The following is a 21,794-nucleotide window of genomic DNA, read 5'->3' as shown; positions in this document are numbered from 1 at the left end:
ATGGTTTTAATGATTTTAAATCTCAATATTCTCAACTATCTCGCCAGGAGTTTGTGTCACTATGTCCTCTGCTACATCCAGTCATAAAGACTACCAGCCAACACCTGAGCAGCTACAAGTTTTGCAAACCGCCAGTGAGTTCGCTTATCAAATATGGGACAGTCGGACCATATCCTGTCAGACATTTTTACGCAGCTACCCATTAGAGCAGACGCTTACTCGCCAGCAGATCGACGATTTGATTCAAGATTATACTCTAGATGAGAATTATCAGCTGGCTGATGAGAGTAAGGTGATGAGTGGCTTACGCCATTTACGTATGCTGATGATGATGCGTTGGATTTGGCAAGATGCTTTGGCTCTCATTAAGCTTGAACAATTAACGGATGAGCTCTCTGACTTCGCTGATGGCTGTCTGTTATTTGCCAAGAGTTATACTTATCAGCAGTTAGTATCTAAGTATGGTCAACCCACTTTTATCAATGCGCAAGGCAAGCCACAAGTCGATGATATGGCTATTATGGCGATGGGAAAATTAGGCGCGCAAGAGCTTAATTTGTCCAGTGATATTGATCTGATTTTTATCCATCAAGGTCGCGGCGAGACTGATGGGGATAAATTAAAAGGCACGCGTAGTATTGATAATAAGCGCTTTATGACTCGTCTAGGTCAAGGGGTCATTAGGCTGCTTGATAATAATACGGCTGACGGTTTTGTGTTTCGAGTAGACATGCGCTTGCGTCCTTGGGGCGACGGTAGTGACTTGGCGATTCATCTGTCAGCATTACAGAAATATTTTAGCAATCATGGTCGTGCATGGGAGCGTTTTGCTTGGTTGAAGGCGCGAGTAGTGGGTCAAATTGAATCACCGTTTTATGATGAAATACAGGCAATGATAAAGCCCTTTGTTTTTCGTTATTATGTGGATTACAGTGCGTTTTCAGCACTGCGTGAAATGAAATCCTTGATTCAAAATCAAGTGGCGCAGCGTGAGGATTTGGATAATATTAAGCTGGGTGCTGGTGGTATTCGTGATATTGAATTTATTGTGCAAGCCTTTCAGCTTATTTACGGTGGACGTCAGCCGCAGTTACAGGTCAAGTCTTGTCTACAAGCTATGCAAGCTTTGTATGAGCTTGAATACTTCGAGCCGCTGACTTATGAGAAACTGCAAGCCGCTTATCGATTTTTGCGTCGTCTTGAGCACGCTATTCAGGCTATTAATGATCAGCAGACCCAGCGACTACCTCATGATGAGTTTTGGCAGCATAACCTAGCGTTAACTTTAGGCTTTGCCGACTGGTCGGCCTTGTTAGTAACCTTAAATGATCATCGAGAAGATGTTAACGCGCCATTCGAGCGTATGGTGACGGAACGGCAAATGCCAACGCAAGAAGACAGTACCCTTGAGCCTGCTAATATTGCTCAGCAAATCGCCCAACTTGATACCGTGCTGACGGAACAGAGCCGAGCGCAGTTAGATGCTTTTTGGCAGTCAAAAATGGTGGCAAACCTCAGTGATGAAGCCAGATCCCGTTTGGATGCAGCTTATCCTGTAGTGTTGCATGCCTTGCTTGCTCATCAACAACAGCAACAGCTAGCCAATACCGCCTTGCCCCGATTGATCACTTTATTAGAAGCTATTTGTCGGCGTTCTATCTACTTAGTCATGCTGGCTGAAAATCCCAATGCGACCGTCGAGCTGATTCCCATGCTATCGGCAAGCCCCTGGATTGCTAATGAGCTGGCGCTATACCCGGTATTGCTCGACACCTTTCTACAGCAGCGCTATCGCCACTTACCGGATAAGCCTGAGCTGCGTGATATATTGCGTCAACGCCTGCTGCGCGTAGAGCGTGATGACGAAGAGGAGCTGCTAAGCGTACTACGGCTGTTTAAAAAGAATCAAGTGTTAGCGGTAGCGGCCAGCGATGTACTGGCGGAAAGACCGATCATGAAAGTATCTGACTCGTTGACTTTTATTGCCGCTGTGGTATTAGAAGCGGCGCTTGAGCGTGGTTTTTCTGAGCTAGTTAGACGTTATGGTTATCCTATTGGTCAAGACGGAGATCCAGTAACAGAGGCCGATTGCGGCTTTGCTATTATCGGCTATGGCAAACTTGGCGGGCTTGAGCTTTCTTATTCTTCTGATTTAGACTTAGTGTTTTTGCACAAGATAAAAGAGCAGGGCATGACGACTGGTGAGACTTCCGTTAGTGGTATGAAGTTTGCCGCTCGTTTGGCACAAAAGTTAATGACTTATCTAAACACTCAGACTCGAGATGGTCGCGCTTATGAGATAGATATGCGCCTACGACCATCTGGCAATGCGGGGATGATGGTAGTCTCCTGTCATGCGTTTGAGACTTATCAGTTGAGTAAAGCTTGGTCTTGGGAGCATCAAGCGCTAGTTCGTGCACGGGCAATATGTGGTGATAAAAGGGTGATGGCACGCTTTTGTGATATTCGCCGTGAAGTACTAGCGCTGCCACGCACCTTAGATGAAGTGCGCATAGAAGTGACTAGTATGCGTATAAAAATGCAAAAGCATTTAGGCACTAGCCAGTGGGAACAACAAGAAGGTAAGTTTCATTTAAAACAAGATGCAGGCGGTATCGTTGATATCGAGTTCTTAGCGCAGTTTGCAGTATTGGCTTATTCTCATGACTATCCTAGCTTGACCAAATGGAGTGATAACGTACGTATCTTTGAGGAAATGGCATTACTGGGTATTTGGAGCACTGGGATCTGTCAAGACTTGACTGATGCTTATCTGCGTATTCGTGCTGCCAGCCATCAGTTAGCACTCTCCGAACAATCACTGCTAGTAGATGAAGGATTATGGGTGGAAACGCGCACTTTAGTACAAGGTCAGTGGCAGCGTTTGATGGGTGTTTAGCATAAATAAAAGCCCTGTAAGGGTAAACTAAAAGATTTCATTTGCGATAGCTGCTGGTGATATAATCTCTCGCAGCTTGCAACAATAACTCGCTTAACTGTTATAGCACTCAAGCAATCGAGCAGTAAACTAGATAATAAAATCACGATAAAAATTAAAACTTAACATAAAACTCAACATACAAGTTAGACGTTAGCGCTAGCATAAGGAATATCGAATGAACATGGCAACACAAGACGGCAAGCTTTGGATGAATGGCACGATGATCGATCAGCCCGATGCCAAAATTCATGTACTTACTCATAGTTTGCACTATGGTATCGCCGTATTTGAAGGGGTTCGTGCTTATCAAACTGCTGATAAGCGTACGGCTGTATTTCGTCTAAAAGATCATGTAGATCGTCTGTTAGGCTCAGCAAAAATCTTCCAAATGCAAGTGCCTTTTGATGCTGCAACTCTTGAGCAAGCACACAAAGATGTAGTCAAACAGAATAACTTAGCAGAAGCCTATATCCGTCCATTAATATGGATTGGCGCTGAGAAATTGGGCTTAGCAGCTCATGATAATAGTATCAATGCTATGGTTGCTGCTTGGCATTGGGGCGCTTATCTTGGTGAGGAGGGCATCCAAAATGGTATCCGAGTCAAGACTTCCTCTTATACTCATCATCTGCCAAATGTCACCATGTGTAAGGCCAAAGCCTCAAGTAACTATCCGGTGTCTATCATGGCTAACCGTGAAGTGACTCGTAACGGCTATGATGAAGCGATCATGATGGATTCACAAGGCTATGTATGCCAAGGGTCAGGTGAGAACTTATTCTTAGTCAAAGATGGTGAGCTACATACACCAGATCTAGCAGGCGGAGCCTTAGATGGTATTACTCGTCGTAGTATCATTCAATTCGCTAACGATTTAGGCATTAAAGTCACTGAGCGTCGTATCACTCGTGACGAGTTTTACTTAGCCGATGAAATATTTATGACAGGTACTGCTGCTGAAGTCACTCCTATTCGTGAATACGATGACCGCACTATTGGTAACGGTGGTCGTGGCCCATTGACTGAAAAACTGCAAACCTTGTACTTCGATGTGGTTCATGGCCGCAACGAGCAATATATGGACTGGTTAAGCTTTATTGACTAAGCTTTAGTAACTAGGTTTGTTAAGCTAGAGTTTTTTAATTAAAGCTTTTTAGCTAAGAAGAGCGCCAATAAAAAGCCAAGACTTGTTACGAGTCTTGGCTTTTTATTGGGCTAAAGTAAAAAAATAATTATAGTCTACATAGCTACGATATCAGACCAACGCACCAACCTAACTTGCTGTTGCTGTAATAAGTCTTCAAATTGATTGCTCATCAACCAGGCAAATTCGCGCTCACGTGCCCCCTTAATTTCATCTTGCCAGCTATTATCAGGGACAGCAGGATGGCACATTAGTAAAGTAGTCGTTACATCACGTGGTAAAGACAACGGTACAGAATGAATAGGCGGGGTGGTCGACCCATACTGAGCATAAGTCCCCGAAGACTCAAAAGTAAAAGACTCGATATATAAACCTGGCTGCAGATATCTAGTCCGTGGAGCTGCACTCAGCCATTTGTCCCATAGGGCTGCTAGCTGCTGGCTAGTAACATCAAAACCATAAACCCCACCGAATTTATCATTAGTAGCGATATTATGCTGCCGACATAGTTTATTCCATACTCGACCGCCAAGAGAATAGATAACCCAAGACTTAAAGTCGTTAACAAGAGGAGTGGTCACGCGCGCGCTAATAGCATGATGCGAGCTTTTATTTGCCTTATCATTGCTACTACCATAACGGCTAGTTAACTCTTGGATCAAACGCTCGCGTATGATCGGGAACTGATGAATGTGCTGATGACCATCAATAAATGCTGGCGCACGATTGAATTTATCTTCAAAACTATCTAACTGATGCTGGATAACCTCAGTCACTTGCATGGGTTTTAATCGACGTAAATAGCTAGCTATAATCAAAGACTTAAGCGTAGCACTTAGCGTTGATGGGTAGACACCAGTCAAATCTAAATGGAGACCAATATCGACATTCATTTCAGCCAGCTTAGTGATATCGCTATCACTGATATTGCCGCCGACCATATAGCTACTAGCACCAATAATTCCGCGCTCAGCCAAACGTATTACCGCCTTATTGACAGCGTGTGATAGTCCTAAGTCATCAACGTTAATGATGACCGCGCGGGCGTTATTAGGAGGAGAGCTCACGTTATTTTGAGCCTTATTATTTTGAGAGGTGTTATTCATGATTTAAATGCCCAAAGTTTACCTAATGCAAAAGTCATCACGGTGATAATACCAGTGACTACCAACCATATTATTATGTAATAACGCTCACCGAACCAGCTTAGTCCTAAGACAAATAAACTCTGATTGGCTATAAAACCCAGTAATGAACTGGCAAACCATTTTAGTAGTATTGGTAATGAAAGGCGCCAAGATGAAGGTGCTTTGTTAGCGTTGGCACGACGATTTTTTTTATAGTCATAGTTATTGCCATTATAATTATTACCATCATAGTCATCGTTATTAAAACTATGTTTATCAGTACTATTGTTGGACTGACTAAAAGTAAGATAAAAATGGCCAAAAAAACTAACAATAAAAGCTATTAAAAAGGCGACAACATTAGCCCATGCCGGACCAACAGTAGTAAAGTTTACAACGCTTATAAGTATCAAAAAATGCACTAAAGCTGCACTAGCACCAACAGCTAAAAACCATAATGCTTGCTGCGATGCTGACTGAGTTATAGCAATTTTATTCATTATTGTTCGTTGTTTTGTTTGGTTAAAGAAGTGGATATCTCATAGCTATTAATGCTGATGTCACGAGTTATGCCATTATTGTTATCGGTGCTACTAATAGCTTCATCAATTAAGTATAAAGGGCGCTGTTTTACTTCTTCGTAGAGACGACCGACATATTCGCCAATGACTCCAATGCAGACTAGCTGAATACCAGTGGAGAACATAATGCCAGCGGCAACAGTGGCCCAGCCAGCGACGTCACTGCCAAACAATAAGGTTTCGATAACGATGTAAAGACCATATAAAAAAGCTAGTGCTGACACTATAAAGCCCATACGTGATATCAAGCGTAAAGGTTTTTGCGAAAAAGAAGTAATACCTACTAAGGCCAACTCAAATAGACTACCAAAGTTAAACTTACTCTCGCCAGTATCGCGATTATCAGCAGTGAAGGGCAAATAAACCGTATTGAAACCTACCCAAGCATATAAGCCTTTCATAAAACGTTGACGCTCAGGCAATGAGCGCAGCGCCATTACTACCTTACGATTCATCACTCGAAAGTCGCCAGCATTGGGGCGAATCTCGTAACGCTGACGGTCTTGGATAAACAAGTAAAAACTACGCTTTAAAGTTTTAGCCAGTTTGCTCTCATGAGGACGGTTAGCCTGAATACCGGCAACCATGTCAATATTAGACTGCTCAATCATGCTAAGCATTTGGGCTAATACTGGCAAAGGATGTTGGCCATCGGCATCTATCATTGCTACTAACTCACCTTCTGCTCGGGCAAGCCCAGCACTCAGCGCTGGCTCTTTACCAAAGTTACGTGATAAACGTAATAAAATCAGCTCAGTGTTATTAGGCCGACTCGGCATTAAAGTTGTCACTACTTCTAATAGATGATCACTACTACCATCGTCAACGATGATGATCTCACAGCTTAGGCGCTTATGGTTATTTTTATCAGCAGTATCGTCGGCTTTAGGCGTAGCTAATGCTGCGGCAAACTCAAATACTTGTGGTAAGAACGCCTGTAACGCTTCAGCATCATTGTAGGCTGGCATAATGATAGACAAGTACGGTAAGTAACTATAATCCTGCGACATGAAAAACTCGTTAAGGTTACAAAGAGGATTGAGGGTTTATTATTAGGGTGTGATGGTTCTAATTAGTAACTACTTAATATAATAGATGGATAGCCTTTGATTACAGGCTATCTAGGATATATAGGCTACTTAGCACAGTTGCTGGGAATATAAGCAACCCAGTTTATGGCTAACGGCTCAGTGATATTTGTATCTCGCCAAGCCATTCTCCATTGACCTTGTTGCTTAGTCAATAAATTAGAGTTGGTTGCACTTTCTTGCTGATTAGCCGTACTTACAGCTACTTCCTCTAGCAAAGGCAAAACGATATCGTCTTGTTTATAACTATTAGTATTAGCACCAGTTTCCTGCCAGATTACTAGAGTACCGTTTTGTTGTAAGCGCTCAGTATTCATCCATGGTGAATGGCTAGCAGGGCCTGATATCATTTGTGAGGGAAAACCGTTATTCATAGCCACTAAAGCACCAAGCCAGCGATCACCTGATACACTGTCTAATGGACAATTACTCAAAGACTGCCAAGTAGCTTGTGCTTGTGCCGCAAGTGCCTGTTCTGGCCATTGCATCCTTGATGGCTTATCGCGTATCTTATCACCAAACCCTACGTATATCACTGTCAATACCGTAGCGAGTATCAACCAAATAATAAGCGCCTTAGTTATCTTGATCGTAGTTAGCTTTTGGCTGGCAGGGGTGATAAAGGAGGCCGCAAGAAGTCCTGATAGCGCCCACATCGGCATACCCCACATATCACGCAGACCTATGCCAAATACTAAGCTCAATATGATTAGTACCCCTATAGGAGCCAGCCAAAGATACCAAAGCAAAGAGGCACCCTTTGGCAAGCTATGCTTATAGTCGCTAATAGCCAATAAGCGTTTACGATTAAATAATAATATCAGCAGTAACGGAATATGAGCCACTAGTTGGGCGACGATAAAGCTTAGCCAACTAAAATGACGCTTAATGTTATCGGCAGCTTCACCCACATCATGGGCGCGGCCACTGGCATAACCGAAGGGCAGCCAGTCATGGCTTACTAGCCAATATAAGTGCGGTGCAAATATAGCCAGCATAATAAAGGCTGCTAACCAAGGCTGTGGCTGTTTTAATAGCGGCCACTGTCTTGGCAGAATCAAGTATAGCGCCATCGGTAGCAGCAAAAATACTACGCTGTACTTAGTGAGCATACCAAGGCCACCCAACACCCCTAGTAATAGCCAGTCGGTTAGACGGTTGCGAGTTAAGGCTTGATAAAAAGCTAAATACAATCCGGCCCAAATAGGAAATTGAGCTACATTATGATTAAACTCAAGGCTAGGGTAAGTATAATAAACTACTGCCAAAGTCAGCACGCTGCCCAACAGTGCAATAGCTTGTGACCAAATTTGCTTGCCCAGCTGATAAACTAAAAAAAGCGTTAATATTACATAGAGCTGGCTGAGTAAGTAGGGGCCAACATGACCAAAAATTTTATAGAAGCTGTATAATACCCAAGATGAAAATGGGGGATGCTTGTAATAACCCCATTGCCATTCGCTGCCCCAGTTGATACCTTCACTGACATCGAATGGTACGCTACTAGCAAGAAAGACTGGGGCGATTGACCAAATCAGGAAATAAACCAATAACAATAGACCAAATCTTTGCCATTGCTGTAAGTTACTTTTGCCAGTATTGCTACTATCTTTAAAATCACCATCTTTAGAAGTAGAACTGGAGAGAAGTTCGTTATCAGGGGTCATATTTGAACTCTTCTTATCATGCAAAGGTTTGGAGTCATTTTGAGGTTGCTCGACATAACACTATGTCATGAGCGACTCTAAATAGTTTGGATGATAGTATAAAGTCTATTGCTAGTAAGTCATAGTCAGAGTTATCATTCTATCTAAATTTATAGATATAGCTAAATTCAATTATTGACTAAATAATTGCGCCGTCTGTAAAAGCATGATGTGATAATTTTTTGTTTTCTAATATCGTTATAAACTTATGAGAACGTCTTATGAACAATGACACTATCCGAATATTTGTTGGTTGTGATCCTAATAACTGTGATTTAGAACAAATGATGGTATTGGACTACAGTATTCATAAACATACTAGTGCGCCTGTTGAAATCGTATGGATGCAGCTATCACGTGATCCTCAGAGCTACTGGTACTCTAACCCTGAAACGGGTGAGGGCTGGAATACTACTAAATGGGCCACCCCTTTTTCAGGATTTCGTTGGGCAGTTCCGGAGTATTGTAACTACTCTGGAAGAGCAATATATATGGATGCCGACGTTATTGTTTTAGGCGATTTAGCCAAATTATGGCAGCATCCTATTGCTGGGCAAGCTATCGTTGCAGCCAAAACAAAAGCTGATATGACACGTTTATGTACTTGTATCTGGGATTGTAGTAAAGCACAAAATGTTATCCTGCCTATGGAACAGCTTAAGATGGATGCTGACGGTCATCAAAAAATGATGGACTTACTAAAAGAAAAAGCGCAATTGGTGCAACCGTATCAAGACAGCTATAACTGTGTCGATGGAGAAGAGCTGGCAATCGAAGATATCAAAATACTGCATTACTCAGATATGGGCACTCAGTTTAGCCATAAATATGCGTTAGCAAGAGTTGAGAAGGAAGGCTTTGAGCATTGGTTTGATGGCAAAGTAATACCGCACCCTAGATCAGAGCTTATTGAATTGTTCGATAGCTATTATAACGATGCCCTTGCTGCTGGTTACCAGTTAGATAACTATAGAGTGCAACCTTTTGGCAGCTTTCCAAAAAAGACTCATAAGCGCTATAAAGGTAATAAAGTAACTCGGGCAAATGAGTCTAAGTCGTTTCTATCACGTTTATTTAATCGTTAAACTACCAATGAAGCTACTAATAATGGTTAAAAGAAGGTAGCATGCGAAATTAGTAATCTAATATAACTTAATTTAATGAGTGCCAGATGTCTGCTATCTTATCAAAAAAAGATAAAATCGTTTTGTCTATCAACTCTTTACAAGGCGCAGGTGCCGAGCGTTTTGTATTAACTATAGGGGCAGCTTTTCATCAATTAGGATTTGATGTCCACGTATTAACCTTTAATTCTAAAGTTGAGTTTACCTTAAATGAAAACTTAACTTACCATTTAATTGACTATGAGCGCTATAGGTGGCTACCTAAAGGTAAGATTCGCAATTCGGTCATTGCTCGAACCGTTGATCAATACATAGGCAAAAAAATTGGTCATCCTATCCTAGTTTTATCGAATCTTGAACGCTCGGATGGTATTTTTTCTTATAGTAAATTGCCCAATATTGTTTACGTCATTCATAATACTTTGTCATTATATTATAGGTTTTCTCAAGCGGATAATCTTCAGCAATTGAAGTCAAAATTGATAGCTACTTATTCTAAGCATCCTTGTGTCTGTGTCAGTGCTGGGGTTAAGGAAGATTTTATAACCCAGTTTGGGGATATTACTCCAATAGCAGCTATCCATAATCCGATAGATAGATACGAGATTCAAAAGTTAGCCGATGCCTTTGTCCCAGAGTATCAAAACTATATCATTCACGTGGGTAGCTTTAAAGAAGCTAAGCGCCACGATATACTGCTGAAAGCTTATGCACAAACTGATCAGTCTTTACCGTTACTGCTACTAGGCCAAGGAAAGCTACAAAAAGATATAGAGCAATTAGTTACCCAGTTGGGACTGACGGATAAGGTAGTATTCTTAGGTTTCTGCGAAAACCCTTATCCTTATATCAAGCACGCAAAGTTTAAGGTGCTAGCCTCAGATTGGGAAGGATTTGCTCTAGTAATAGCAGAAGCTCTAGCGCTTGGCGTACCTGTTATTAGCACCGACTGTCCATCTGGCCCAAGAGAGCTTTTACCGGAGAACAATTTGATGCCAAAAGCTGATATCAGCGCCATCTCTAAAAAGCTAAGTCAGGCAATGCAAGATCCACAGCAGTTTTATGCTGACTTTGATGAAGCACTGTTACCTACTACTATAGCTGAGAAGTACTTGGCATTTATACAAAGCTAACTGATGCTGAATGTGCACAGGGCTAATTTTTAGAACCATTGGAAATAAAAACACGCAAGCACAAGTGGGGAGATTTTTAGCCGTTCTGCAAAGTAGTATAGCTGAATATTGAGCTACAATTCTTATCAGCTATACCCATTGAGACGGGTATTATTTTATCTATTACCGATTATAAAAGTTACTTCACTTCATTATCAAATAGCTAGCAATCGCTATTATAACTAACAGTGCGACGCCACCAATAATCCGATTACGGATTCTAATGTTTTGACGTTTGAGCTTAGTTTGACCACGGCTAGCCTGAAACTGCTCAATGTATATCTCTCCGTCATAGTCTTTATCAAAAATCTTTATGTAGCCCGGATTAAGAGGCTCGACGGATAGGGTATCAGCAAGCTTTTCCATAGCAGTATCTAGGCTGTCTTGATCAACTTGCGTGCGCTTGCCATCTACTTGTTCCTCTATCCACTGCTCAACTAGCCTTATAGTATTAAGGGTGTTGCTAAAGTACATAGTGCTGGCTAAATAATCATGAGACATGCCTGGCATACCTTTAGTTTTGTAAAAGGCAACGTCAGTAGTGATATGATTAAAATAATCTAAAGGCTTTTTGACTAAAGCATCGGCATCTAAATACAGAATGTTTTTATTTGGAAACTGTTGTAAGCATTGCAAAATAAAATGCGGCTTGATGCGAGTGTTGGCTTCCCAATAACCAGCGTCATCAACTTGCTTAAAGTAATAATTTAAGCCAAAGTCGTCCAAAGATTGTTTTAAGGCTAGAGCATGGTTGAGATAGCTATCAGTATAAAAACAACAAACAACAAAGCTATCTGTAGCTTCCATATTGGTGAAAGATAAAGGTTGAGATGTTGTAGACATTTGATACTCTATAAATTTAGATAAGGATAAAGTGCATTAGTATAGGTTTGAGATAGGTTTTTAAAGCTATAAGCTAATTCAAACCTATTTAACTGATAAACTCAATCTAGCCACCATTGAGACTTTTCGTCTGTGTGTAGAGCTCTTAGAGTAGCAAACGCACTGTTATTGCTTTGAAGTTTATCAAAAACGAATAGTAGCATAGTTGTCGCCATTTTATCGACTGCATAAAACTTTTCATAACGACTGCGCATATTTTTTAGACTGTCATCAGTACCGATACGGAAATAAGCGAGTCCGTCATATAAAGGTAGATGGGTGTGGTAAAGCGCATTGACTTTATCTGTTAGTAGTGGGGTTTGCTCGATAGTATCGTTTAGTTGCAAAAACTGCTTAGTCTCATAAACTTTTAAAGTATTTACCAAAGTAACGACATTCAATAAAATAGTAGCTCTGTTATTATTGTCTGAATAATCAATAAACGTATCACAAGCAGAGACAATCCAGCGCAGCGACAAATGCTTTAATAGGTAATCAAACTCACTTTCCCACAAGGCTTGAAATTCAGCAAAGATATCTGTTGTTTTATAATTGCGACGTAGCAGTACCACCAGTGTTGCATGGTAAAAACACAGTTCTGATTGTCCAATAAACTGATGTTTTAAATTATCTAAATGAGCGATTAAGTCTTTAGTTCGTGGCTTATCAGACAGCGCATCAGTGTTACATACGGCTTCTGTAATAATAGTTTCTTTCATCTCGGCAATCGTTTTTTTAGTGAATTCACTAACGATTGCCTGAGCATTGAAAGTTCTTTCACTCTTGAATAGTAAAATAAGTTTACTTTGCCATTTTGAAAGTGCTGTCATTTCATTGAAGCCTTACTCAGAAATACAATGTTAAATTATCGAACAGGTACATTTTGACAAATAGTACCTCATTAAGCTATATCCAAGCCGCGATTTTATAGCTACTTATGCCATAGTTGTAGCAACTTGATAGCATTATAATAAACAATATCACTCTATAGTTGAATAATAATCAACTCAAACTGGCAAGCTCTGTATCTCATCACTTTAAAAACTTCATATATAAAGGCCTCTATGACCAAACCTATTATTCTACTACTATTAAAAGCCTTAGAAGGTCGCGGTGCGGAGCGTATGGTGACTACCCTAGCACGTGCTTATGCAGATAGGGATTATGATGTTCATGTACTTTGTCTAGAAGACACTCAAAAAATGCCACTAGATCCGCGGGTTAATTATCATATCGTGCCATATAATGAACCACTTTTGCCGCAACACTCAGAACAAGCCACTGCTTATAAATCAGTTGCCAAGCGTATCGATCATTATGTGCTTGGTAATATAGGTAAGCCTAATCTAATACTAGTCAATATCTATAAGCTCAATTGGATAATGGCTTATAGTCAATTGCCCAATATTATTAACGTATTACACACGGCGCTCTCTAAACAGTTCGCTGACAAGCTGATAGCCGAACCTGTGCAAACGATTGCTCATTTAAAAATGGTGTATGGGGCATATCCGTGTAGCTGCGTTAGTGAAGGGGCCCGTCAAGATTTATTAGCGTTAATAGGTAATATTAATAGAACCAAGACAATTTACAATCCGTGTGATGTGAAGGCCATTAAGCAAGCAGCAGCACAACCGCCAGATATCAATCATTTTGGTCTGAGCATTAATGGATATATCATTCATGTGGCATCATTCGATATTATGAAAGGTCATCAAGATTTACTACAAGCTTATGCTAAAACAGATCGCAAAATTCCTTTGGTATTAGTAGGCAGTGGCAAACTTGAAGAACAAATAAAGCAGCTAGCTAAGCAGCTAGGTATTGATGGTTGTGTCAAGTTTTTAGGATTTCAAGCAAATCCTTACCCGTTAATAGCAGGGGCAGCACTGCTAGTTCTTACCTCTAAATTTGAAGGGTTTGGTTATGTCATCGTCGAGGCTCAAGCATTAACTGTAGCGGTAATCAGTACCGACTGTCCGTTTGGTCCAAGAGAGTTATTGCCTAAGCAAAGCTTAGTAGCGGTAGGGGATATCGAGGGGTTAGCCAAGTTAATCAGTGCAGCATTGATTAGTCCTGTACGTTATAAAGCACCATTTGATCAGCAGCTACTGCCTAATAATATTGCTGATCAGTATCTAAAATTTTCTGGGAGGTTATAGCAGCGATTTGGGTATATAAGGGGTCGTTAATCAAAGCTATTAGTCAAAACTATTAAATAAATTTTTAGAAATAGCAGAGTGATTGACAATAGGGACGCCGTGTTCTTTATAAACTTTACCTAGTAGGTTGAATGATGGCACGATACGGTCTGTAATAGCTTTATCAAGCTTGCTTGGCGCACTATTGTCTTTATTTTCATAAAATCTAGGCTCAGCACTGTTTAGTAAATCGATACCATATAAATTGATGATAGACACAGACCTAGAAAAAGCCAATTGCGCTGCAACATAAGCTACCGTACCGGCTTCTACAAATCCATAAGTCACATCTAATGAAACGCCGATAGGAGCAGGTTTATGGCTACTATCAATAACAAAGTTAGGATCATTAACAAAGTAGGATAAGGGCTTCTTTTTATTTAGTAATTTTTTCTTAAAAGTTAGTTTGCTAAACCAAAGCCTATTTGATTTAACACCCCAAGGCCTATCTACTGGGTATAAGATACGCATTGAACTATGATAGCTGTGCATAATATCAGGATGAGCAGCTGCTAAAGCCTCAAACACGGCTAAGGTTGCATATAGAGACTGACCTGTGTAATGGTTTTTAAGAATCTCTGGCTGATGATTAATAAAGCGGGCATCACTGATTACCCAGCCGACGACTTGGGTAAAATCGTGCTGAGCAAGTAAACTAATACTACCATTGACAAAAATAGTCGGTATCTCTATCAGTTCTGAGAATGCCAAGTTTGCAGCAGAGGGACCTGAAGCAATAATGTTGACCGCTTGGTTATTCAGACTTTGTTTGGCTTCACTGCTATTAAAAGCGTGAATAGTGATAGGCTGATCGTCAATGTTAAATACAACAGTAGGCGGTAGTTCCAAATTAAGCTCCATTTTATCTTTAAATAATTACTCTAGTTTTTATAGCCAATGGTCTTGCAACCAAGGACTAGGCTTAACGTGTCGATACCATTTTCCACCACCACCATTGATAGCTTCTGGCGGGTTTATCTCACCGTGAAAGATCACAATTTTTGCGTCTTTTGGCAGCTTTGGTGGGCGTAAAAAGTTAAAAGGTACAGGAGCCATGCATTGGTATTTAAAGCTGACACACCAAGTTTTGTCCCAATACTCTAAATGATGATGCTCACGCAAATAATTGGATAAATAAGCTTGTTCATGACGTACTTGTTGGCGGATAGTGTCAAAATTACGCTCAAAATTGCTTAGTAAGTCAGGATACGTATTCATGCCAACGTTAAAACGATAGACTGAGCTATTACCAATCATTCGCCAAGGCTTTTTCCAATCACGGATAATGACTACGCTATCTTCATGCTGGGCTTGGTAAGTAAAGAAGCCATCGATATTATTAACAATAACAATATCGATATCTAAAAAAAGCGCTACACCTTTTAAGTCATATAAATCAGTTTTAAAAGTGGTCAGCTTTTTCCAGCCTCGTTCAGGTCCTGCTGGTAAGTTAAGATCAGGAATAGGATAGCAGCGGATAGCAGCATCGATACCGCTAGTATCATCAGTGAGACAAATCATTTGAAAGTTTAAAGTTAAATGACGGCTGACCATATTGTATAGGCGATTGACATATTCAGCACCATACTTATCACCCCATTTCATACAGATAACGTAACGCTGATCAGCTGAGCTATTGTCAGTAGCAGTTTCGATGATGGAAGAGGTTTTGGAGCTGTTGATAGTCATAAAGAACTCGTCAGTGAAACACATAGAACGGGTAACTAGTTGTTTAAATCCATAGGGGGATTTAGGTCAACAGTACTGTTACGCTTAGTAAGCACATAAGCAGCGATTGTTTTTTTATCACTATTATAGGGATTACCTAAAATAGGTATATGCTTAAAACGTCGATAGCCCCACATATAATGGCTACAGTGTGGTCTGATCATTCGCTCCATAGCCTGATTAAGAGCATAGGTAGAGACCGCAGAATCGCGGCTATATAATGCTGGATCATCGAATTTATAACAATGAATATCAAAGCCATGACCATCGCTACGACGAATACAAGACAGGCCTACTAAAGCACAGTTGGTTTTGTTGGCCAGTTTGGAAGCTAAAGTGCTAGTTAAAGTTTCCACCCCAAAGAAAGGAACGATTACACCACCTGAAGGTTCAGGAACATGATCAGGCAGTACCATACTAAAGCCGCCCTGTTTTAGCGTTTTAAAAACCGCCTTAACCCCACTACCGTCAGTAGGGACTAAAGTAGCATTGAGACGCTGGCGACCTTGCAGTACAAACTCATTAATGAGTTTGCCCTTAACAGGCTTATACATAATAGTGGGGGAACCGAATTGATTCAGCCAAGCATTCATCATCTCCCAAGTGCCTAAGTGTGGCAAGATAGCAAGCATCCCATTATGGTTGGCCAGTCCTTGCAACAAAATATCTTTATTATAGACATTTCGAATCTGTTCAATACTCCATTTAGGAGGCATTGCCCAGCTTTTTACAGACTCAACGCTACTAAGACATTGATTGACAACGATAGCTTTAGTCAACTTTTGCTTTTGTGATTCAGATAAATCGAAATCTGCCAATGTTATATTGGTTTTAATAGTACGTACCAAACTTGCGTCTGACATACGCATGATAATCCAAGCAACAATATGTGCTAGCCCCTGTAATAGAGGCAAAGGCACATATTTGAACAGGTGATAAGGGTTCATGACCAATCACAAGCTATTAGATGAGACTGTAAAACACAATAGTGCATAATCAGATTATCTATTCAGCAGATTTAGTAGCGTCAGCTTGTACTTTTTCTCGTACACGGATGCCTAAATCACGAAGCTGTTTGCTGTCTACTTCAGCAGGAGCTTGAGTTAGGGGACACTCAGCAGTTTTGGTTTTTGGGAAAGCAATGACATCACGGATAGAGCTGGCACCTACCATCAGCATAATCAAGCGATCTAAACCAAAAGCTAAACCACCATGCGGCGGTGCGCCGAATTTTAGGGCATCAAGTAAGAAGCCAAATTTGTCTTCAGCTTCTTGCTCGCCGATACCTAGAGCTTCAAGCACGGCTTGCTGCATATCAAAGGTATTGATACGTAAGCTACCACCACCGACTTCTGTACCATTCACTACCATATCATAAGCTATAGATAGGGCGGTTGCTGGGTTGTCTTTTAGCTCTTGAACAGACCCTTTAGGCTTAGTAAATGGATGATGCATTGAAGTCCATTTGCCATCGTCAGTTTCTTCAAACATTGGGAAATCAGTCACCCAAAGTGGCGCCCACTCACAAGTAGTCATCTGCAGATCTAAGCCGATCTTTTGGCGTAGCGCGCCTATAGCGTCATTAACGATACTAGCTTTATCCGCACCAAAGAAAATGATATCGCCATCTTCTGCTTGGGTACGTTCAATCAAGCTAGCTAGTACTTCATCCGTCATGTTTTTGATGATTGGTGATTGTAGGCCAGACTCTTTATCAACGCCGTTATTGATATTGCTAGCATCGTTGACTTTGATATAAGCCAAACCACGCGCGCCATAGATAGCAACGAACTTAGTGTATTCATCGATTTGCTTACGGCTTATCGAAGCACCCTTAGGGATACGTAAGGCGGCAACACGACCTTTAGGATCATTAGCAGGACCAGCAAATACTTTAAAATCAACGCTTTGCATTAGATCAGCGACATCGACTAATTTTAATGGAATGCGTAAGTCAGGCTTATCTGAAGCATAGTCGCGCATAGCCTCTGCATAAGTCATACGAGGGAACTGTTCAAACTCAACGTCTAACATAGTCTTAAATAGGTGCTTGATCAGGCCTTCGTTAATGGCCATGATGCCCTCTTCATCTAAGAAAGAGGTTTCGATATCGACTTGGGTAAATTCAGGCTGACGATCAGCACGCAAATCTTCATCACGGAAACATTTAGCGATTTGATAATAGCGATCAAATCCAGATATCATTAATAGCTGTTTAAACAGCTGTGGCGACTGCGGTAAAGCAAAGAAGTTACCTGGACGCGTACGTGAAGGTACTAAATAATCGCGAGCACCTTCAGGAGTAGCACGGGTCAAAATAGGGGTTTCGACGTCTAAGAAACCATGGTCGTCCAAGTAGCGACGAATAGTTGAAGTAGCTTTGGCACGGAATACCATGCGTTCTTGCATTTGTGGGCGGCGCATATCTAAGTAGCGATATTTCAAACGCAAATCTTCTGATACCGTAGTGTTTTCATCATTTAATGGAAAAGGCGGAGTTTCAGATTTTGCTAATACTTCAATTTCTTTACCCAATAACTCAATTTGACCACTAGTCATCGTAGCGTTTTCGGTACCTTCATAACGACGACGTACACGGCCAGTTATTTTTAGTACATATTCAGGGCGTACAGCATCAGCAGTAGCAAAAGCTTCTGGGGTATCTGGATCAACGACCACTTGTAGAATACCAGCACGGTCACGCATGTCTAAAAAGATAACCCCACCATGATCGCGACGACGATGTACCCAACCGACGATAGTAATGGTTTGCTCTAATAGATTTTCGGTTACTGCACCACAATATTCATCACGGTAACCGCTATGTACACTCATCTCACTTTCTGTGGCGAGTTGAGTTTGGTTTATAATGCTGTTGGTTGTGATAGGGTCGGTCATAATAATAGTTATCCAGTTGTCTGCTCGATTCAAAGAACAATAATGCAGCCATCGTTAGTAGATTTCAACCCACTCAAATTAACTGGCGCTGTAGATTAGGGCCAGTTAATTGAAGAGTTAGTTGCTTGTAAGCGTTGCAATTTTAGCGATAATAAGCGCTAGCCGTTATATAGACAATTGCCATTAGCAAAAAAACACCATATCAGCAAACTCATAACAATGGAGTGCATAAAAATAAGTGTAAACGCATATTATGCCTAATGTGCTTTTGTTATACAACTCTACTGATAGAATCCTCTGGTAGGGATAGGCTGTATCTGCCCATTTTGTAACTCCTGACTACTAAATAATGCCTGTAAAATATTTTAGCTTTCAATAATCGCTGAGCGACTTGAAAAGTTTTAATATAGGGCTCATATCATGCTGACACTAAAAATATTACTGTTTTAACTTGGCAGCTCCTTGTCATTTAACCTATTAATTAAGGAATACTATCGATGTTATTTCATCCGCCTAAAAATCCTGTCGAACTAAAAGTAATGCATCTTAATGAATCTCAAAAACAGCATCGTGAGGATTTGGTTGAGGCCACTCAAGGTAAAGCGGCGCTCAAACTACTCAAAAAAGGGCTCGCCAAAAAAGCTAAGCAAGCATTAAAAGCTAAAAATAAAAGTAAGAATAAAACCCCAAGTGCGCAAGTTTTTGTCCTTGATTTCGATGGTGATATGAAAGCTTCCGCCGTCAAGCATTTACGTGAAGAGATTAGCACGTTAATTAGTACTGCTAATAAAGGTGATGAAGTCGTCATACGCTTAGAGTCACCAGGTGGCATAGTCCATGGTTATGGTCTAGCAGCAGCACAATTGGTTCGTCTTAGAGACGCGGGCTTAAAGTTAACCGTATGCGTGGATAAAGTGGCGGCTAGCGGTGGCTATATGATGGCTTGTGTTGCGGACAAAATCGTAGCAGCTCCCTTTGCAGTTGTTGGTTCTATCGGCGTGGTTTCGCAGTTACCAAACTTCCATAAGTGGTTAAAGAACCACGATGTAGATTATGAGCAGTTCACTGCTGGTGACTATAAGCGCACCGTAACTGTCTTTGGTGAAAATGACGATGAAGATCGTGCCAAATATCAGCAAGAGCTAGAGCAGACTCATGAGCTATTTAAGCATTTCGTAAACCGTTATCGCTCAATGCTAGATTTAGATAAAGTGGCTACTGGTGAGCATTGGTATGGCGAAGATGCGCTACATCTTAACTTAGTGGACAGCTTGCAGACGTCAGACAGCTATATTTTAGAGCTAATGGAAGATTATGAAGTTTATGCTTTGCACTCACGTCAAAAACCAACCTTTGCTGAAAAGATAGGACTGGCACAAGCAGCAGAGGCCACATTGAGTATAGTAGTCGATAAGTTACCAGAGGCCTTAGCCCGTTTTGACTTTAACAGTCGTCTCAATATCTTAAAGTAAGAATTGATTACAGAAGGTGTTTTTAGCTTAAACTTTAAACTCACTAAAAATTGCCTTTATTAGTGCTAGTTTTTAATAGCCCCAGTGTTTGTATTTTGTAAGGGCGTGACCTAACTAGTCGCGCCTTTTTTGCTGTTTAATGATAATCGCTATGTTATAACTGGATTGAGCAACCACAGTAAGCGCCTGTATACCTTATTATTCAAATGGCTTTTAATAGCTACTGCTACCCAACCTCCCAGCAACCTTCAATAAGATAATTAATCTAGAATAAAAGGAAGTTATTCATGTCTACTAATGATTTGATGTTCACTACTAGTGAGCACGGCCAAGCTATTTACCAGCAAGTAAAAGATTTTATCGCGACCCAAATCGAGCCAATAGAGGCCCAGTTTTGGCAGCAGTGTCATGAGCTCAATCCTGATGGCAACTGGAAGAGTTGGCAATGGCCAGCAGCGTATGAGCAGTTACGTCAGCAAGCACGTGAAGCAGGTCTTTGGAATTTGTTCTTGCCTGATGATATTTTGGGAGCTGGTCTTTCAGTGACCGATTACGCTCCTATTGCCGAGTTGACGGGGCGTAGTTTATTGGCCCCACACATCTTTAATTGTAATGCTCCTGATAGTGGCAATATGGAGCTATTATGGCGTTACGGCAGTAGCATTCAGCAGGACAGATGGTTAACGCCATTGTTAGCAGGCAAGACACGCTCAGTATTCTGCATGACAGAGCCCTCGGTAGCGTCAAGTGATGCCACTAACATGCAAGCAACAGCAGTAGTAGAAGGTGATGAGATTATCATTAATGGTAGCAAATGGTGGTCATCTGGTTTGGGAGATCCTGCCGTTGATTTATTGATCGTTATGGCGCATACCCCTAGCGAAGATAAAGATCGTCATCATCAGCACTCTATGGTATTAGTGCCCGTCAATACTGCTGGTGTCATTATAGAGCGGATGCTAAAAGTATTCGGTGATTATGATGCGCCGCACGGTCATGGCGAGGTAAGCTTTGTTGATGTACGTGTGCCGCTAGATAGCTTTATTGGTGGGCCAGGTATGGGTTTTGAGATTGCGCAAGGTCGCTTAGGGCCAGGTCGGATTCATCATTGTATGCGCTGTGTTGGCGCTGCTGAAAAGTCATTAGAGCTGGCTGTCGGGCGTGGTATGACGCGTACAGCTTTTGGTAAGCCATTACTACAATTGGGGGGCAATCTCGAGCGTATCGCTGAGGCGCGTATCAAAATTGATCAGGCGCGTCTGCTAACCTTATATGCTGCGCAAAAGATGGACAGCCAAGGCACCAAAGCGGCGTTAACTGAGATATCAGCGATCAAAGTAGTAGCACCAACGATGTTGCAAGAAGTAGTCGATATGGCGATTCAAATATACGGCGGTATGGGAGTCTGTCAAGATACTATGCTACCGGGTTTCTTTGCGCAAGCAAGAGCACTACGACTGGCGGATGGCCCTGATGAAGTGCATAAAACTATGATTGCTAAATTGGAGCTTAAGCGTCAAGGCTTTAGCTCTAAGCGCAAGTAGTAAAGCGAAATATAGGCTGATGGCGCTATCAAGACTAGCTAAATAATAGCAACTTGATAGCCGCTACAACCTTACGATGAGCCAGTAAGAACTCATGCAAAATAGCCTAAGTAAATAATAGGATTTCATTGGCCCTTATTAGATTTCGTTTTTTTTAATAAAAATTTGCAGTTAGCTTAGCATCGA

The 21,794-nt window shown here is 41.2% G+C and carries 17 protein-coding genes; 7 read left to right on the top strand and 10 right to left on the bottom strand.

Annotation, left to right across the window (positions count from 1 at the left end; genetic code table 11):
• Positions 1 to 61 precede the first annotated feature (61 nt).
• A complete protein-coding gene (gene glnE, locus KPY62_RS01990) occupies positions 62 to 2,899 on the top strand; it encodes a bifunctional [glutamate--ammonia ligase]-adenylyl-L-tyrosine phosphorylase/[glutamate--ammonia-ligase] adenylyltransferase (protein WP_216580593.1) in 2,838 nt (945 codons plus the stop codon).
• 217 nt (positions 2,900 to 3,116) lie between these two features.
• Positions 3,117 to 4,046, top strand: coding sequence for a branched-chain amino acid transaminase (locus KPY62_RS01985; protein ID WP_216580592.1), 930 nt, complete (start codon positions 3,117 to 3,119; stop codon positions 4,044 to 4,046).
• A 134-nt stretch (positions 4,047 to 4,180) separates the two neighbouring features.
• Here the strand turns inward: KPY62_RS01985 and KPY62_RS01980 are convergent, their stop codons facing one another.
• The 4 genes from KPY62_RS01980 to KPY62_RS01965 form a co-directional block, all read right to left on the bottom strand.
• Complete coding sequence (locus KPY62_RS01980) at positions 4,181 to 5,191, bottom strand: ChbG/HpnK family deacetylase (RefSeq protein ID WP_216580591.1); 1,011 nt, start codon at positions 5,189 to 5,191, stop codon at positions 4,181 to 4,183.
• Complete coding sequence (locus KPY62_RS01975) at positions 5,188 to 5,712, bottom strand: GtrA family protein (RefSeq protein WP_216580590.1); 525 nt, start codon at positions 5,710 to 5,712, stop codon at positions 5,188 to 5,190. The genes KPY62_RS01980 and KPY62_RS01975 overlap by 4 nt, the downstream gene beginning before the upstream one ends.
• Positions 5,712 to 6,803, bottom strand: a complete 1,092-nt coding sequence (locus KPY62_RS01970) for a glycosyltransferase family 2 protein (RefSeq protein WP_216580589.1) — start codon at positions 6,801 to 6,803, stop codon at positions 5,712 to 5,714. Before KPY62_RS01970 ends, KPY62_RS01975 begins: the two co-directional genes overlap by 1 nt.
• A gap of 125 nt (positions 6,804 to 6,928) precedes the next feature.
• On the bottom strand, positions 6,929 to 8,548 hold the full coding sequence (locus KPY62_RS01965) for a glycosyltransferase family 39 protein (RefSeq protein ID WP_216580588.1): 1,620 nt from the start codon (positions 8,546 to 8,548) through the stop codon (positions 6,929 to 6,931).
• 260 nt (positions 8,549 to 8,808) lie between these two features.
• Here KPY62_RS01965 and KPY62_RS01960 point away from each other — a divergent pair, with 260 nt between their 5' ends.
• Together KPY62_RS01960 and KPY62_RS01955 are read left to right on the top strand one after the other, a co-directional pair.
• Entirely contained in the window at positions 8,809 to 9,672 is an 864-nt protein-coding gene (locus KPY62_RS01960; RefSeq protein ID WP_216580587.1) for a glycosyltransferase, read from the top strand.
• Between the two features lie 86 nt (positions 9,673 to 9,758).
• On the top strand, positions 9,759 to 10,844 hold the full coding sequence (locus tag KPY62_RS01955) for a glycosyltransferase (protein WP_216580586.1): 1,086 nt from the start codon (positions 9,759 to 9,761) through the stop codon (positions 10,842 to 10,844).
• 183 nt (positions 10,845 to 11,027) lie between these two features.
• On the opposite strand, the gene KPY62_RS01950 is transcribed toward KPY62_RS01955, so the two are convergent.
• Positions 11,028 to 11,726: a putative nucleotide-diphospho-sugar transferase gene (locus KPY62_RS01950; protein WP_216580585.1), complete on the bottom strand. Its 699-nt coding sequence runs from the start codon at positions 11,724 to 11,726 to the stop codon at positions 11,028 to 11,030.
• Positions 11,727 to 11,827: 101 nt separating this feature from the next.
• Positions 11,828 to 12,595 (bottom strand): hypothetical protein, encoded by a 768-nt coding sequence (locus tag KPY62_RS01945; protein ID WP_216580584.1) that lies wholly within the window; start codon positions 12,593 to 12,595, stop codon positions 11,828 to 11,830.
• A gap of 234 nt (positions 12,596 to 12,829) precedes the next feature.
• Here KPY62_RS01945 and KPY62_RS01940 point away from each other — a divergent pair, with 234 nt between their 5' ends.
• Positions 12,830 to 13,927, top strand: a complete 1,098-nt coding sequence (locus tag KPY62_RS01940; RefSeq protein ID WP_216580583.1) for a glycosyltransferase — start codon at positions 12,830 to 12,832, stop codon at positions 13,925 to 13,927.
• 39 nt (positions 13,928 to 13,966) lie between these two features.
• Here KPY62_RS01940 and KPY62_RS01935 read toward each other — a convergent pair whose 3' ends face one another.
• The 4 genes from KPY62_RS01935 to aspS are packed head-to-tail and all read right to left on the bottom strand — an operon-like array spanning position 13,967 to position 18,529.
• The gene (locus KPY62_RS01935) at positions 13,967 to 14,815 is read right to left on the bottom strand and encodes a hypothetical protein (protein ID WP_228730527.1); all 849 of its coding nucleotides are present in this window, start codon (positions 14,813 to 14,815) and stop codon (positions 13,967 to 13,969) included.
• 39 nt (positions 14,816 to 14,854) lie between these two features.
• A complete protein-coding gene (locus KPY62_RS01930; RefSeq protein WP_216580581.1) occupies positions 14,855 to 15,655 on the bottom strand; it encodes a glycosyltransferase in 801 nt (266 codons plus the stop codon).
• A gap of 35 nt (positions 15,656 to 15,690) precedes the next feature.
• Positions 15,691 to 16,641, bottom strand: a complete 951-nt coding sequence (locus KPY62_RS01925; RefSeq protein ID WP_216580580.1) for a lysophospholipid acyltransferase family protein — start codon at positions 16,639 to 16,641, stop codon at positions 15,691 to 15,693.
• Between the two features lie 58 nt (positions 16,642 to 16,699).
• Positions 16,700 to 18,529 (bottom strand): aspartate--tRNA ligase, encoded by a 1,830-nt coding sequence (aspS, locus tag KPY62_RS01920; protein WP_216583034.1) that lies wholly within the window; start codon positions 18,527 to 18,529, stop codon positions 16,700 to 16,702.
• Positions 18,530 to 19,089: 560 nt separating this feature from the next.
• Between aspS and sohB the strand changes: the two genes are divergently transcribed.
• Together sohB and KPY62_RS01910 are read left to right on the top strand one after the other, a co-directional pair.
• The gene (gene sohB / locus KPY62_RS01915; RefSeq protein ID WP_216580579.1) at positions 19,090 to 20,064 is read left to right on the top strand and encodes a protease SohB; all 975 of its coding nucleotides are present in this window, start codon (positions 19,090 to 19,092) and stop codon (positions 20,062 to 20,064) included.
• Positions 20,065 to 20,369: 305 nt separating this feature from the next.
• Entirely contained in the window at positions 20,370 to 21,608 is a 1,239-nt protein-coding gene (locus KPY62_RS01910) for an acyl-CoA dehydrogenase family protein (protein ID WP_216583032.1), read from the top strand.
• Positions 21,609 to 21,794: the final 186 nt, after the last annotated feature.

It is taken from the genome of Psychrobacter sp. TAE2020 (assembly GCF_018919485.1).
Taxonomy (GTDB): Bacteria; Pseudomonadota; Gammaproteobacteria; order Pseudomonadales; family Moraxellaceae; genus Psychrobacter.
Note: the sequence above shows the minus strand (reverse complement) of the source record. Positions and strands in the feature narration are given on the sequence as shown.